Raw genomic sequence first — 16,122 nt, 5'->3', positions numbered from 1 at the left:
GTTTTTAAAACTGACGGAATTAATTCTTAATTCCTTACCTATTTCTTTTGTTCAGTTTTCAAAGAACTGTGTGTTTCGTTTTTGTTAGCCGCTCGTTTTGGCGACTTTATTAGGTTACCATGTCGCAACCCTCGTTGTCAACAGCTTTTTTCAAAAACTTTTAATCGTTTATGTGAAGCTCATCAACATGTCAGTATTCCTTGCGACGAAGAATAATATACCATCATTTTCGCTCTTGTACAATAGTTTTACCGAAAAAAAGATAACTTTTATTTAGCTGTTTTTCAAGGGTTTACAGTATGTACAAGATACAGCGCTCAAATCACTTTTTAATACAAGATATAGTAAGATGATAACCCTTGAATCACACCCTAATTATGATACTCGTTTTCCGAATTCCTATTCCTACTTCCTCATAAAACCAAAAAGCCAGCACAGTGCTGGCTTTTTGATCTTAACTATTTCTCAGAATGACGCATTTGCGGGAATAATAGTACGTCACGAATAGATGGTGAGTTTGTTAACAGCATCACTAGACGATCGATTCCGATTCCTAGTCCACCTGTAGGAGGCATACCGTATTCAAGTGCTTCTACAAAGTCTTCATCCATCATATGCGCTTCATCATTACCTTCAGCGCGTTCTTTTAATTGTTCTTCGAAACGCTCACGCTGATCAATCGGGTCGTTTAGCTCAGAGAATGCATTCGCATGCTCACGGCCAACGATAAATAGTTCAAATCGATCAGTAAAGCGAGGATCTTCAGGATTCTTCTTCGCTAAAGGTGAGATTGCAACTGGGTGACCGTACACGAATGTAGGTTGAATCAGTTTTTCTTCTACAAAGTGCTCAAAGAATTCATTTACAACATGACCATAAGACATGTTCTCTTTTACAGGTACATTATGTTCTTTAGCTAGAGCGCGCGCTTCTTCATCAGTCATTTCTGGCCAGAAGTCTACGCCAGCTGTTTCTTTAATCGCATCGACCATGTGTACTCTTTTCCAACGCGGCTTAAGATCTACTTCATAATCTCCGTAAGTTACAGTTGTTGTGCCTAAGACATCTTCTGCGATGTGTGCGACTAAATTCTCCGTTAATTCCATGATATCAAGGTAATCTGCATATGCTTCATACAGCTCGATCATCGTAAATTCAGGATTATGACGAGTTGATACTCCTTCATTACGGAATACACGGCCGATTTCATACACTTTCTCTAGTCCACCCACGATAAGGCGCTTAAGGTGAAGCTCGATTGCGATTCGCATGTAAAGCTCCATATCAAGTGCATTATGATGCGTAATGAATGGTCGAGCTGAAGCTCCTCCAGGAATTGAATGCATAGTTGGTGTTTCTACTTCTAGATAACCATTGTCGTCTAAATAACGGCGCATAGAACGAATGATTTTAGAACGAGAAATAAACGTATCTTTTACTTCCGGGTTCATGATTAGATCTACATAACGTTGACGGTAGCGCTGTTCAACATCTTTTAGTCCATGAAACTTATCAGGCAGTGGACGCAGGGATTTTGTTAGTAACTGAAAGTCCTTCGCTTTAACAGAAAGTTCTCCTACTTTCGTTTTAAAGACAAGTCCTGTTACGCCTACCCAGTCACCGATATCAATCGTATTGAATAGTTCGTATTGCTCATCACCAACAGCATCTAATCTTACATAGATCTGAATCTTTCCAGACAAGTCTTGAATGTGAGCAAATCCAGCTTTCCCTTTTCCGCGTTTAGTCATGATACGACCCGCTAGAGTTACTGAGATCTCTTCATTATCAAGTTCTTCTTTTTCTTTTTCTCCGTATTCAGAAACAAGATCCGCTGCAGTATGTGTACGGTCGAACTTTGTACCGAAAGGATCTACTCCTTTTTCAGTTAATGCAGCTAATTTTTCTCTTCTAACACGAAGCAAGTCATTTAATTCTAATTCTTGGCTCATGGGAACACTCCTAGCTTTTAGCAGTTTTGAATATCAAGTATGGTATAAGATAAATCTTCGCCGAAAGGAACAGTAACAGTAAATGTCGCGTGTACAGTTTTTCCAATCGCAGCTTTCGCAATGAGAGACTGAACAGAAATCATATTTTCGCGTGGATCAGCTTCAAAAGGATGTACGATCGTATACGTGTACCGTTCTTTGTAAACTGTATCTTCTATAGTAATGGTTGAGCCGGGTTCTACATGGTAACCCGGTTCCCTAACCATTGGCCATGTGACAGATTGAGCTAAAATATCTTTTATCTCAGACACCCGCTTATGAATGAATTCTTTTTCTGACGTGTTTCGGCATTCCTTTTTACGTTTTGATAGGTATTGTAGTTCTTTTTCTAGATTCCTAGTGCCTTCTTGGGTGAGTTTGAGCATAGCCATAAGCTATTCCTCCTCCATTATAATAAAAAACACCGGATGCTGAATCTGTTGTATTTAAGCAAACAACAGCCAGTCATCTGATGATCTGGCTGTATGTTGCTAGTGTTAGCTGATTTTTTGTATTTCTTCTAATTGATCTACATAACCAAACAATAGTTTACTCATTTCTTCACGAGTAGTCATCTGGTTGATCTCATTTCGAACAGAACCCGTTTGAGGCAAGCCTTTGAGATACCAAGCGGCATGCTTTCTCATCTCTCTCGCAGCAACATCTTCACCTTTAAGGTCGATTAAACGATCCATATGAAGCATGCAGATGTTCATCTTTTCACGAGCAGTAGGTTCAGGTGCGATGATTCCGTTCTCTAAATATTGAACGGTGCGATAAAGCATCCACGGGTTACCAAGTGCAGCTCTTCCGATCATAACTCCGTCTACTCCATATTGATCCATGCGGTCTTTCGCTTCTTGAGGGGAAGAGATATCACCATTACCGATAACCGGAATAGATACATTCTTCTTCACTTCACCGATGATGTCCCAATCCGCTACTCCTTCATACATCTGAACACGCGTACGGCCATGTACAGCAACAGCGGCTCCTCCGGCACGTTCAACTGCTTGAGCATTTTTAACAGCATAGATATGATCTTCATCCCAACCGATACGCATTTTAACAGTTACCGGTTTTTGAACAGCATCAACCGTAGCCGCTACCATCTCATAAATCTTGTCTGGGTCCAGCAGCCACTTTGCTCCCGCATCACATTTTGTGATTTTCGGAACCGGGCATCCCATATTGATATCTATAATGTCTGCGTTCGTATTTTTATCTACGTATTTAGCCGCAGCAACTAAAGATTCACGTTCTCCTCCAAAGATCTGCAGGCTAAGTGGTTTTTCACGTTCATCTACATAAAGCATCTTTAAAGATCTTTCGTTCTCATGGAGAATCCCTTTGTCACTTACCATTTCTGCGCAAACGAGCCCGGCACCGAACTCTTTTGCGATCAAACGGAAAGCAGGATTACACACACCAGCCATCGGTGCTAGAACTACTGGATTCTTCAAAGTAATATCTCCGATTTTCAAGTTAACGATCACCTCGTTCCTTTTACTGTCTTTATATATCGATTACTTATTGTAATTCTTCTACGTTAATGCTGAATTGATCTGCTATTCTTTTAAGCAGATCTCCTTTAGGCTTTCGGCTGCCCCTTTCCACCTCACCAAGAACCGAAACTGAGATTCCGATGTCTTTAGCAAGCTGTTCTTGGGTATAACCTTTTAACTTTCTGAACGCACGGATGCGTCTTCCCAGTCGGTCTTCTTCCATATGCGTACACCTTCTTTATCTCTTTGTTCGCAAAGGACTTGATGTAACGAAATTGAATTCTCCGGGTAAATATCATCTGGAGCAATTTCACTTAGAGGTATGAGAACAAACGCCCTTTCAAGCATACGTGGATGCGGAATGGTTAACTCTTCCGTCTGTATACTTACACTATTATACAATAAAATGTCAAGGTCTATTGTTCGCGGTCCCCATTTTTGAACCCTTTTCCGGTCTAGTTTCGTCTCTACGTCTTGCAGTTTACTCAAAAGTGCCTGTGGAGAAAGGGAGGTTTTGAGTTTTAATGCTAAATTTAAGAATAATGGCTGATCCGTCACACCTACTGGATCTGTCTCGTAGATCGAAGAAACAGATTCAATACTTATGTCGGCAAGCTCTTCTAATAGAGAAATGGCTTGTTTCAGCAACCCTTCTCTATCTCCCATATTGGAACCGACAGATAGATAAGCAATGTTGTTACCGACCATCTATACACGTCCCCTTGTGATCTCAACGGCTACCGATTCATAATGCCCAGGGATCGGAGGATCTGGTTTGATCACTCTGACCATCACTTCGTCAACCATAGTAAACTTTCCAAGTATAGAAGCAGAGATCGCTTCAGCCAATGTCTCTAAAAGCTTGACCGGCTCACCTTCTACGATTTCTTTAACAGCTCCGTACACTTCTCCATAGTTGACTGTATTGTCTAGTTCATCGGACAGTCCCGCTTGGGAGAGGTCCATTGATAATACTACGTCCACATTAAAACGCTGTCCAAGCTTTTGCTCTTCGTTAAACACACCGTGATAGCCATAAAACTTCATACCGTTCACATACATTTTATCCATGAGACACCGCTCCTTTTTTGAGCATGATGTCCATCATCTTTGTCATTCTGCTCATTTCTTTTACATCGTGAACACGAACGATCGAACAACCACGTTCAATACCGAGGCAAACTGTCGCACCTGTTCCTTCCACGCGCTCTTCCACTGGCAGGTCGAGGGCCTTGCCGATCATCGATTTACGTGAAGTTCCTAATAAGACAGGATAGCCCATCTGAACAATTTCATTCAGTCTTCTAATCGTTTCAAGGTTTTGTTCGAACGTTTTCACAAAACCAACACCTGGATCTAGGATGATATTGTCAGGATTAACGCCTGCCTTCACCGTAATCGCAATACTATGCTCTAAATCTGCAATTACATCCGGCATGAATTCTTGATAGTTCGTATCAAAACGATTATGCATGAGGATGACTGGAACATTCGTCTCGGCCATCACACCTGGCATATCCGGATCAAATTTGGCTCCCCACACATCGTTGATGATATGAGCACCTGCTTTTATCGCTTGATAGGCAGTTTCTGCTTTATACGTATCAATCGACAACGGAACGTTCACTTCTTTTCTTAATGCTTCTATCACAGGAATCACACGTTCCAACTCTTGTTCGAGCGGAACTTTATCTGCACCCGGCCGAGTAGATTCTCCACCGATATCAATCATATCAGCGCCGTCTTTCACCATCTGCTTCGCGTGATGGATTGCCTGTTCGATTCGGTTGTGATGCCCGCCATCCGAAAATGAATCCGGAGTTACATTAAGAATACCCATCACATATGTTTTTTTTGAAAAATCAAGTACGTACTCACCGCAGTTCATTTTTTGCTGCTTTAGCATCATTTCGTGCATGGAGGATCTATCCTTTCAAAAAACTCAAATACTTCTATATTGTTTCTTCGTATGTTTCATGTAGAGTTCCCTAAACTTCTGATACATTTCACCTTCAGCTCCAGAGAACGTTGTATCTTGAAAATGACTGACTGGAACGAGCTCTTGTATCGAGTTCGTCAGGAATACTTCATCGGCTTCCGTTAAGGTCTCTATATTATAATTCCCCGTTTCTAGAGGAATGTTCAACAGTTTAGAAGCGTGCATGACCCATTTTCTTGTAATCCCCTCTAAAATCCCAGTGGACGAGTGAGGGGTAAAGAGCATGTTATCTTTGTACCAAAAAAGGTTCGATACTGTCCCTTCACTGATATAGCCTTCTCGAGTCAGGAAAATGCCTTCTTGATTCATGTTAGAAAGCTCTCTTTTGCCCAAGATACTGTTTAAATAATGATGAGACTTCAGCCGCTTTTCACCTTCTGGCGTATTCCGTTTCGTCTTGAGTTGAACCAACTCTTTTTCGGCTACTGCACTAGTTTTCATGAGAGGCTTTGTATACAGAATAACAACAGGTTTCATATATGGCTCCGTCTGCAATCCGATATCACCCACGCCAGCTGATACGTTCAGTCTAAAATAAGCGTCATCCATCTTATTTTTAGCTAGAAGCGTACTCACCATCTCAATAACAGTGTCTGAATCTATAACAAGATCAATATTTAATTCGTTCAACGCTTCACGCAACCGGTTCAAGTGTTCGTCGATTAAAAAAGGAAAACCATCATAGGTTCTGAATGTTTCAAACGCCCCTAAGCCATACATGAAGCCATGATCATACGGTGAGATCATAGCATCATCTTTGGAAACCAATTTTCCGTTTAAATAGATGTACATGAAACTTCCTTGCCTTTATAGTAATCAATAAAATTTCTAAGCAATTTCTTTCCGTCTTCCGTTAGTATGGACTCCGGATGATATTGAACGCCTTCGATCGGAAGCTCCTTATGGCGAATCCCCATGATTTCCCCTTCACTTGTCCAAGAAGAAATCTCAAAGCAATCAGGCAGTGTTTCTCTTTTTACGATCAATGAATGATAGCGTGTTGCTGGAAACTCTTGCGGAAGCCCGTTATATACTGTCTTTCCGTCATGAAGAACAGGGGAAACCTTACCGTGCATCAATCGCTCTGCACGCACCACATCTCCGCCGAATACTTGTGCGATCGACTGATGACCTAAGCAAACTCCGAAAATGGGGATCTTCCCTGCAAATTGGGAGATCGCTTCTAGGGAGATACCTGCTTCATTCGGAGAACATGGTCCCGGAGAAATCATTAAGAAATCCGGATTCAATTGCTCGATCTCCTGAATCGTTATCTCATCGTTTCGTTTTACGACAAGCTCCTCACCCATCTCACCTAAATACTGAACGAGGTTGTACGTAAAAGAATCGTAGTTATCAATCATTAAAATCATCTCGTCTCTTCTCCTCTCATGTGCTGTCTTATACCAAAATTGACCCGAGCTCACTCTGCTCTTTGGCACGCCACAGCGCCTCTGCTTTTTTTAAACTCTCCTTGTACTCACTTTCAGGTATGGAGTCAATAACGATACCCGCACCCGCTTGAACGTGTGCAGTTTCATTTTGACATACCATCGTCCGAATTGCGATATTCATTTCCGTATCGCCGTTAAAACCAATCCATCCAATGCTTCCAGTGTATACACCTCTTCGAACGGGTTCTAATTCTTCAATGATCTCCATCGTTCTCACTTTTGGAGCACCCGTGATCGTACCACCTGGGAATGTCGCTTTGATGCAATCAAACGCATCAAATTCTGGCCGTAATGTGCCCACTACATTCGAGACAATATGCATCACGTGTGAATACCTTTCAATCACCATGAACTCATCCACATTCACGCTGCCATAAACCGAAACTTTTCCAAGATCGTTTCGTTCAAGATCGACGAGCATCACATGTTCAGCTCGTTCTTTTTCATTTTGGATCAGCGTATTTGCAAGCTCGATATCCTCTTCCTCTGTTCTGCCACGCGGCCGTGTTCCCGCTATCGGACGCGTGCTGATCAGGTCACCCTTTTTCTTTACTAAAAGTTCAGGTGAAGCACTAACTAGCTGGAAGTCTGGTGTTTCTAAGTAACTCATATATGGAGATGGGTTGATTCTTCTCAATTCTTCATAAATGTTTAAAGGAGTTGTTCGTAGAGCCTTTGACTGACGAACAGAAAGATTCACTTGGAACACATCGCCATCAGAAATATATCGTTTAATCTTTTTAACCGCGTCTACAAAAACATCTTCTGTCATTGTAACGTGTTTAAAATCTTCAATAGAGTAGTTCAGGTTCTCTTGATCCACTTCTGTAGAAGCAGAAAACGGTGCTTCCCACATTTCTTTATAAGCTCGCAGCTTGTCTATGCAATAAGAGTCATCCTTATTTTCAGTCAGCGTTATCATCCATAACATACTCGTTTCATGTTCATAAACAAACACATCTCTAAACAGCAAGAAGTACAAATCTGGAAGACGTAAATCATCTTCTGAAGTTGCTGGCAGTTTTTCAAACTCGCGTGTCAGATCATAGCTCAAATAGCCGATCGCTCCACCCGTAAAGTCTGGAAGTCCTTCTACTCGCTCCACATCAAAATCTTTGAACCAGTTCTGAAACTGCTCATATATAGGCCCTTTTAAAACAGTCGAGCCTTCATCTGTTTTTATTGTTAATACATCTTGTTTTCCAGTGACTTCGGCAAACGGAGAAAGTCCGATAATGCTATACTTTCCTGTTCTCCCGCTCTCCAGCAAAACGTGGCGAGGTTCAGTTGCCGCTAATGATTTATATTTGTAAAACCACTCTTCTTTAGATAGAGGTATACATGAATGCATGACATGCCATTTTTTGTTCATCCCCATATGGTCACTCTCCCAAAAATCTTCTGCTTACATTGTACATGAGGTGTTTCACTTTGGCACACCTTTCTCCCAATTTCCTGCATTTACATGGGTATTATCTCCACTTCGAAAGTCTTTAGGAATGATGACCTTGTGCAGTAAGGAAAAAATGAGAATTGTTTTAGAAAAAGCTCTGTAAGAGAGTAAACCAACTAATGGAGCAATGTTGAGGACTTAAACACCAAATTTCTTAGCCCTATACCCCAAACATAATAAAAAAGCCCCCCAAAAAGGGAGGCTCATTTAAGGAATTAGTCTTCAAATTGGTATAGCGGCGTACTTAAGTAACGTTCCCCGTTACTTGGGATGATGGCTAATACCTTTTTGCCTTTTCCAAGCTTTTTAGCGACTTTTAACGCTGCCGATATGGCTGCACCCGAAGAGATACCGCCTAAAAGCCCTTCTTCACGCGCTGCTTTTCTCGCCCATTCGAAAGCTTCATCGTTTGAGATGGTTAACACTTCATCATAGATGTCTGTTTTTAGAATATCCGGCACAAAACCTGCACCGATTCCTTGAATCTTGTGCGGTCCTGGTTTACCGCCAGATAATACAGGAGAATCAGTTGGTTCTACCGCATAGATCTTGATGTCTGGGTATTTCTCTTTTAAAACCTGACCTGCACCTGTAATTGTTCCACCCGTGCCGATTCCAGAAACGAACGCATCGAGTCCGTCTGGGAATTGTGAGACGATCTCTTGACCAGTCGTGTTTCGATGAATAGCAGGGTTCGCTTCATTCTTAAACTGTTGTGGCATGAAGTAGCCTTTTTCTTTCGCTAGTTCTTCTGCTTTTCTAATCGCTCCGCCCATTCCCTCTGGTCCAGGAGTCAGTACAAGATCCGCTCCATAAGCTCTCAAAAGGTTTCTTCTTTCTAAACTCATCGTTTCAGGCATGACAAGAACTGTTTTGTATCCTTTTGCTGCAGCAACCATCGCTAAACCAATTCCTGTGTTGCCACTAGTAGGTTCAACAATCGTATCTTCTGGTTTCAATTTTCCGCTTTTCTCTGCATCTTCAATCATCGCTAATGCGATACGGTCTTTTACACTGCTTCCCGGGTTCATGAACTCTAACTTTAGGTAAACATCTGCCATATCCTCTGATGTGATGCGATTCAATTTCACTACAGGTGTTTGACCGATCAGATCTGTTATCGATTGTGCCACTCTTGCCATTTGCCATCACTCCTAAAACCGAGTATTTTTATTGGATTAATTGTAGCAACCCTGGAAATACTCTGTCAATTTTATTGCATACGTAGATCGTCTATTACCATGGTACGCAGATATTTTTATTTCATGTATAAAACAAAACCCGGAGAAAAGTCCGGGTTTACGCTTTTGCTTGATCAAGCAAGGTTTGAAGTTCTTCTTTTGTAAAGATATAAGTGGCGTTACAGAATTGACAGTTCGTTTCTGCTTGGCCATCTTCTTCTATAATATCTGAGATTTCTTGTTCACCCAGACTTACGATCGCCTGTCCAAAGCGCTCATGTGAGCACGTGCACTGAAAACGTACCGGGGATTTCTCAAGGATTTGGACTTGATCTTCTCCTAAAAGCTCAAATAAGATTTCTTCTGGTGTCATTCCTTTTTCGATCAATCGAGAAATCGGAGGAATCGCGTTGATTCTTTCTTCAAGTAAATCAACGATTGCATCCGAAGCATTCGGCATCACTTGTACGATAAAACCGCCTGACGCCTTGATCGAATTATCCGGATTCACGAGAACACCAACACCTACTGCAGAAGGTACTTGTTCTGAAGAAGCAAAGTAATACGTGAAGTCCTCTCCTAGTTCACCTGAAACCATCGGCACTTGTCCTGTGAACTTTTCGCGCATTCCGATATCTTTTAGAACTGATAAGTATCCTTCTTTTCCTACCGCTCTTGCTACATCCAGCTTTCCTTTGCTGTTCAGTTCAAAGTGAGTATGCGGATTCGTTACATAACCACGTGTCTCACCTTTTGTATTGCTGTCTACGATGATTACTCCGATTGGTCCGCCGCCTTCAACCTTCACCGTTATGCTGTTGTTCTCACCCTTTAACATCATACCCATCATGGTCGATGCAGTCATCGCTCTTCCTAAAGCAGCCGAAGCTGTCGGCCATGTGTCATGTCTTCTCTGTCCTTCACTTACCATCTCAGTAGAAGAGATCGCATAAGCGCGGATCTGCCCGTCATACGCAAGGGCCTTTATTAAATAATCATTCATTAAAACTCACCCTTTAACCATTCTTATTTTTATCGTATATCATTAATAGACCTTTTAATGTTAAAAATGGATCAACATGATCGATCACGTTGCTTTCCGCTGCAATTAGGTTTGCAAGTCCTCCGGTCGCAATTACTTTCGGTTCAACCTCAGACTGTTCTTTCATTCTTTTTACAATACCCTCTACTTGTCCTACATATCCATATAGAATACCTGCTTGCATAGCGTTAACCGTGTTCTTCCCGATCACACCTTCAGGCTTAGCGATTTCTATACGCGGCAACTTTGCAGCTTTCGTATAAAGAGCTTCTGTAGAGATATTTATTCCAGGCGCGATCGCTCCACCCATATACTGTTTGTTTTCATTGATATAACAATACGTAGTAGCTGTCCCGAAATCAACGATGATCAGCGGTGCATCATATTCATGAATAGCAGCAACTGCGTTAACAATCCGATCGGCTCCAACTTCTCTTGGGTTTTCATACTTAATATTAAGACCCGTTTTAATTCCAGGTCCCACCACTAATGGACGCTGGTTAAAATATTTCACACACATGCGTTCTAAGGCAAACATGATTGGTGGCACGACTGAAGATATGATGATTCCTTCAATCTGTTCTTTATGGATATTAACGTGACGGAACAGATCGAGTATAAGCATGCCATACTCATCCTCTGTTTTTTCACGTGAGGTATGAATTCTCCAATGATGCTTCAGTTCATCATTCTCGTAGAGTCCTAAAACAATATTCGTATTTCCGACATCAAACACAAAAATCATGGAATTTGTCCCCGCTTCTTATCTTAAGTTTCTATAATAGTTATAACACAAAACGTATAGGAGTAAAGCAAGGTGGCTTATTGGGAATTTTTCGCTTATTCAAGGGGGCGTTGAAAGTGGTTGATTTCCGTTACAGGTACTCGCTTTCCGCGGGGCAGACGGTGAGCCACATTCGTACGTTTCACGTATAAGTGTCTCACCTGCCCGCCTGTCCCGCAGGAGTCTCGCACCCTACACTCCAATCAACCTGTCAGTGAAGAAAAAAAACAAAAAACCAAATAAAATAATAATAGAAGCGTCTATTTCAAAGAAGGCATTTTCATTAATTATTGGAGTTATACTGTCATTCAATGAGGCTCCTGGTAACGCACCTCGCAAAATGATTCCATGTAGGAACAAACGCTTTCCCATTATCATCTGTGAGAGATCAGAAAGAATAAATTAGATATAATAGCTAACCTTTATAAGGCTTTTTTCTATTGCATTTATATTCTTCTTCATTTGACAAGTTGATTGTAGCGTAAGGTTGCCGACTCCTATGGGACGAGCGGTCAGTCCGAAAAGTGGAAGTGACTCGTTCAGCCCCGACAAGCAAAAGGTAAATGGGCTTGGAAGGCGCACTTTGCCTTCTTGACCGTTTAACTTTTGACCTCGAGGGGCTAGTCACTGCAACTAGACAGGAGGCTCACCGTTCGCCCCGTGGAAAGCGTGCAACCTGGAGCGGAAATCAACTACTTTCACAATCAATACAAAAAAGGACACCTCATCACTGAGGCGTCCTTTTAGAAATTAATCTTGTTTTGGCTCTTCATCTTTTTTGTTAAGTGTTACTTTAACATCATCAGATGGGTTAGAAATCGTTTTTCTGTCAGGTAGTTTACCTGTTTTAACGAGTTCTTTGATTTGTTCTTCATCAAGCGTTTCTACAGTTAGCAATGTTTGAGCAATGATTTCTAACTTAGAATTGTGCTCAGTAAGGATCTGACGGCAACGCTCGTAAGATTCTTTAATGATACGCTGAACTTCTAAATCAATTTCATGCGCGATTGCATCACTATAGTTTTGCTCGTTATTGAAGTCTCTTCCTAAGAAGACTTGACCGCCTTGTGATGAACCGAACTGCATCGGCCCTAGGCGTTCACTCATACCAAACTCTGTTACCATGCGGCGAGCGATTCCAGTCGCACGCTGGAAGTCATTATGAGCTCCTGTACTAACTTCCTTGAACGTGATCTCTTCAGCCACACGGCCTCCAAGAAGTCCAACGATCTTATCTTCTAATTCAGGTTTTGTCATAAAGTAACGATCTTCTTTCGGAAGCATTACTGTGTAACCACCTGCTTGACCACGAGGGACAACGGTAACTTTATGAACAGTGTCTGCTCCTTCAAGAACTAAACCGATAACAGTGTGACCCGCTTCATGATAAGCAACAATGTTCTTTTCTTTTTCAGAAATCACACGGCTCTTTTTCGCAGGTCCTGCAATAACACGGTCGATCGCTTCATCAACGTCATCCATATCGATCTTCTTCTTATTCGTACGAGCCGCTACTAAAGCAGCTTCATTCAATAAGTTTTCTAGATCTGCACCAGAGAAACCTGGAGTGCGCATCGCGATCGTTTTCAAGTTAACATCTTCTGCAAGCGGCTTGTTGCGCGCATGCACTTGAAGTACTTCTTCACGTCCTTTTACATCTGGGCGGTTAACCGGAATCTGACGGTCAAAACGTCCCGGACGAAGAAGGGCTGGATCTAGAATATCAGCACGGTTGGTAGCTGCGATAATGATAATTCCTTCATTAGCACCGAAACCATCCATTTCAACTAGCAATTGGTTAAGTGTCTGCTCACGCTCGTCATGACCTCCGCCAAGACCAGCTCCACGCTGACGACCTACCGCATCAATCTCATCGATGAAGATGATACAAGGTGCGTTTTTCTTAGCATTTTCAAACAAGTCACGAACACGTGATGCACCGACACCGACGAACATCTCAACGAAATCAGAACCTGAGATCGAGAAGAACGGAACGCCAGCTTCTCCAGCTACTGCACGTGCAAGAAGTGTTTTACCAGTACCCGGAGGTCCTACTAAAAGAACACCTTTTGGAATACGCGCACCTAGCGCAGAGAATTTACGCGGATCTTTTAAGAATTCTACAACTTCAACTAGCTCTTGTTTTTCTTCATCTGCACCAGCTACGTCTTTAAACGTAACCTTTTTCTTTTCTTCGTTGTAAAGTTTTGCTTTACTCTTACCAAAGTTCATTACTCGGCTTCCGCCGCCTTGTGCTTGGTTAAGCAAGAAGAAGAATAAGATAAAGATAATGACAAACGGAATTATTGAGGTGAAGAACGTCACCCAGCCACTCGTCTGTTCTTGCTGTTTAAATTCTACGTTTGATGAATCAGCAAGCTTTTCAATCTCAGCCAGTGTGTTGCCAGTCAGCGGAGCATTCGTTTGGAATACTTCTCCTTCTTTAGCTCCTTCAAGCTGGCCGCGGACAACATATACGCCACCCTCAGGCTGGTAAACGATGCTTTCCACTTTGCCTGATTCGATGTACTTAGTCAGCTGATCATAACGAATTTCTTTGACTTCGTTGTTGTTGCCGTTAAAAAAGCTGACAACCCCAACCACAACTAAAAAGATTAATAAATAAAATATAGTATTACGGAAGATGCGATTCATTCCTTACCTCCTTAGGCGAACAATCAAATCTTATGCGGTTTTTTAGTCTTTCTTTTCGTAGATCTCTGGCTTTAAAACGCCAATGTAAGGCAAGTTACGGTATCTCTCGATGTAGTCCAACCCATAACCAACAACAAAAGCATCAGGAACGATGAAGCCAGCAAGATCTGGAGCGATATCAACCTTACGTCCTGTAGGCTTATCCAGTAAAGTTACGATCTTAACCGATTTCGCTTTACGCGCCTTAAACAGTTGAACGAGATAACTGAGCGTTAAACCACTGTCAATAATATCTTCTACAATGATAACGTCTCGACCTTCTAAGGAAGTATCTAAATCTTTAACAATTTTAACTTGACCAGAAGAAACGGTAGATGCACCATAGCTGGACACTGCCATTAAATCGATCTCAAGATGGATATCCATACGTTTGATCAAGTCTGCCATAAAAGGTAGAGCACCCTTTAAAACCCCGACCACCAATGGAAAGCGTTCCTTATATTCCACAGAAAGCTCTTTTCCAAGTTCTTTAATCTTGTTTTGAATAGCTTCTTCGGAAATAAGTGTTTCTAAAATTTCATCATGCATGTTCAACAAGCCTCCTAGACGTCATGGCGATTTTTTATGAAAGCGTAGGATAACCCAAAGTTCTGATGGATTTATTTGATGACGTCTAATGTGTTTTAGCTCCGGAAGCCAAATGATCTTACCGTTTGCATCAACAACAACTGGCCAAACGTTTCTTTCTTCCTGCGGCACTTTAGCATCAATAAATATATCTTTTAATTTCCGAGAACCGACGCCGGCAATCGCCATCCGGTCACCTGGTTTTCGGGTGCGAACTCGTAACGGGAGATCTACCTCTTTCATTGAAAACACAAAAACATCTTTTCCTCTTTGTAGAGCGGGTTCACAATCTGTTATTTCAGCAGTTATACGTCCATTCGGCAGTTCTACATAACCGGGCAGCTCTAGTGAAAAGTCATATGACTCTTCCTCATTTTTGACGACGATATGCTCAAAACTTAACAAACATCTGTCATAAGTTCGGCTGACAACTAAACCTGACGGAAAATGCAACATTCCGGATGGATGCTCACTTCCGAGCAAACTAAGAAAGTTTTCCTTATGTACAGAGGAAAGAGATGAAGGATTAATTTTATACAGATAGTTCAATATTAGTGTAATCCCTCTTTTTTGTAAAGGAATAGGCATCTTGTTAAAAGCGGATACAGATAACTCTATTTTCCCCTCTGTTTGCCTGATTAAAACCTTTTCTAACTCTATTTCAGCCAGTTTCAATATATACGCTTCATCTTCTGAAATAGTTTCACTTAAATACTGAAATCTTTCATGCACGTTAGGGTTTTCTTGTTTTAAAAAAGGCAGAATTTTTTTTCTGAAACGATTTCGAACATATTTGTCACTTTCATTGCTCGAATCATAAACAGGAAACAGGTTTTCTACTTTACAATAATGCTCGATTTGGTCTTTTGTTATTCCTAAAAAAGGACGAATTATTTTACCGGTAGCAAACGGCCGTTTCACAGGAATCCCCGCTGCACTAAAACCTTCGCTGCCCCTCGTCATTCTCATGAGCATCGTTTCCACTTGGTCATCACCATGGTGCGCCAATGCAAGGGCTTCTGCATGATGTTCTGTCATCACTTTTTCAAAAAAATTGTACCGACAGATTCTAGCGGCGTTTTGTAGAGACAAGTTATGTTCAGCTTGATAGCTTGCAACATTCGCACTATCACCTTCAAATGCAATATTCCGCTCGTCGCAAAAGCTCTTAACAAATGCAACTTCTGATGCCGACTCGTCGCCCCTTAAGCGATGGTCGAACGAAGCTGCAACGATCTTGATTTTGTAAAACGAAGACCTTCTCCACAAAAAATGCAACAATGCCAAAGAGTCTGGTCCTCCAGAAACACCGATCACAACAGTTTGGGCGGCTGAAAGAAGCTGGTGTCTTTTAATAAAATTCTCCACTTCCTGCAACGTAAACCGCTCCTTCATTTCCGTTTTTTAATAAGGCTTGTTTTCGTTGGACTT

The 16,122-nt window shown here is 41.6% G+C and carries 16 protein-coding genes; all 16 read right to left on the bottom strand.

What is annotated here, in order from left to right:
* Nucleotides 1-458: 458 nt before the first annotated feature.
* On the bottom strand, nt 459-1,952 hold the full coding sequence (gene lysS / locus IHV12_RS21810; RefSeq protein ID WP_197192209.1) for a lysine--tRNA ligase: 1,494 nt from the start codon (nt 1,950-1,952) through the stop codon (nt 459-461).
* Nucleotides 1,953-1,969: 17 nt separating this feature from the next.
* The gene (locus tag IHV12_RS21805) at nt 1,970-2,383 is read right to left on the bottom strand and encodes a GreA/GreB family elongation factor (RefSeq protein WP_197134403.1); all 414 of its coding nucleotides are present in this window, start codon (nt 2,381-2,383) and stop codon (nt 1,970-1,972) included.
* Nucleotides 2,384-2,488: 105 nt separating this feature from the next.
* The gene (gene dusB / locus IHV12_RS21800) at nt 2,489-3,475 is read right to left on the bottom strand and encodes a tRNA dihydrouridine synthase DusB (protein ID WP_255520121.1); all 987 of its coding nucleotides are present in this window, start codon (nt 3,473-3,475) and stop codon (nt 2,489-2,491) included.
* A 46-nt stretch (nt 3,476-3,521) separates the two neighbouring features.
* Entirely contained in the window at nt 3,522-3,719 is a 198-nt protein-coding gene (locus IHV12_RS21795; RefSeq protein ID WP_197134406.1) for a helix-turn-helix domain-containing protein, read from the bottom strand.
* Nucleotides 3,671-4,204, bottom strand: coding sequence for a 2-amino-4-hydroxy-6-hydroxymethyldihydropteridine diphosphokinase (gene folK / locus IHV12_RS21790; RefSeq protein WP_197134409.1), 534 nt, complete (start codon nt 4,202-4,204; stop codon nt 3,671-3,673). The genes IHV12_RS21795 and folK overlap by 49 nt, the downstream gene beginning before the upstream one ends.
* Nucleotides 4,205-4,567: a dihydroneopterin aldolase gene (gene folB, locus IHV12_RS21785; protein ID WP_197192208.1), complete on the bottom strand. Its 363-nt coding sequence runs from the start codon at nt 4,565-4,567 to the stop codon at nt 4,205-4,207.
* Nucleotides 4,560-5,405, bottom strand: coding sequence for a dihydropteroate synthase (folP, locus tag IHV12_RS21780; RefSeq protein ID WP_370568863.1), 846 nt, complete (start codon nt 5,403-5,405; stop codon nt 4,560-4,562). Before folP ends, folB begins: the two co-directional genes overlap by 8 nt.
* 33 nt (nt 5,406-5,438) lie before the next feature.
* Nucleotides 5,439-6,287 carry an aminodeoxychorismate lyase gene (pabC, locus tag IHV12_RS21775; protein ID WP_197192207.1) on the bottom strand — a complete coding sequence of 283 codons (849 nt, stop codon included), beginning with the start codon at nt 6,285-6,287 and terminating at the stop codon, nt 5,439-5,441.
* On the bottom strand, nt 6,272-6,868 hold the full coding sequence (gene pabA, locus IHV12_RS21770) for an aminodeoxychorismate/anthranilate synthase component II (protein ID WP_197192206.1): 597 nt from the start codon (nt 6,866-6,868) through the stop codon (nt 6,272-6,274). Before pabA ends, pabC begins: the two co-directional genes overlap by 16 nt.
* A gap of 28 nt (nt 6,869-6,896) precedes the next feature.
* The gene (locus IHV12_RS21765; protein WP_197134533.1) at nt 6,897-8,321 is read right to left on the bottom strand and encodes an anthranilate synthase component I family protein; all 1,425 of its coding nucleotides are present in this window, start codon (nt 8,319-8,321) and stop codon (nt 6,897-6,899) included.
* Between the two features lie 296 nt (nt 8,322-8,617).
* A complete protein-coding gene (gene cysK / locus IHV12_RS21760) occupies nt 8,618-9,544 on the bottom strand; it encodes a cysteine synthase A (protein ID WP_137792152.1) in 927 nt (308 codons plus the stop codon).
* A gap of 157 nt (nt 9,545-9,701) precedes the next feature.
* On the bottom strand, nt 9,702-10,586 hold the full coding sequence (hslO, locus tag IHV12_RS21755; protein ID WP_197192205.1) for an Hsp33 family molecular chaperone HslO: 885 nt from the start codon (nt 10,584-10,586) through the stop codon (nt 9,702-9,704).
* Nucleotides 10,587-10,599: 13 nt separating this feature from the next.
* The gene (locus tag IHV12_RS21750) at nt 10,600-11,370 is read right to left on the bottom strand and encodes a type III pantothenate kinase (protein WP_197134426.1); all 771 of its coding nucleotides are present in this window, start codon (nt 11,368-11,370) and stop codon (nt 10,600-10,602) included.
* A gap of 789 nt (nt 11,371-12,159) precedes the next feature.
* Nucleotides 12,160-14,064: an ATP-dependent zinc metalloprotease FtsH gene (gene ftsH, locus IHV12_RS21745; protein WP_197134428.1), complete on the bottom strand. Its 1,905-nt coding sequence runs from the start codon at nt 14,062-14,064 to the stop codon at nt 12,160-12,162.
* A 42-nt stretch (nt 14,065-14,106) separates the two neighbouring features.
* On the bottom strand, nt 14,107-14,652 hold the full coding sequence (hpt, locus tag IHV12_RS21740) for a hypoxanthine phosphoribosyltransferase (RefSeq protein WP_137792156.1): 546 nt from the start codon (nt 14,650-14,652) through the stop codon (nt 14,107-14,109).
* 21 nt (nt 14,653-14,673) lie between these two features.
* On the bottom strand, nt 14,674-16,086 hold the full coding sequence (tilS, locus tag IHV12_RS21735) for a tRNA lysidine(34) synthetase TilS (RefSeq protein ID WP_197192204.1): 1,413 nt from the start codon (nt 16,084-16,086) through the stop codon (nt 14,674-14,676).
* Nucleotides 16,087-16,122 lie beyond the last annotated feature (36 nt).

The organism is Fictibacillus sp. 7GRE50 (assembly GCF_015903875.1).
Classification (GTDB): Bacteria; Bacillota; Bacilli; order Bacillales; family Fictibacillaceae; genus Fictibacillus; species Fictibacillus phosphorivorans.
The sequence above is the reverse complement of the archived record's forward strand: the minus strand, read 5'-3'. Positions and strand labels throughout refer to the sequence as shown.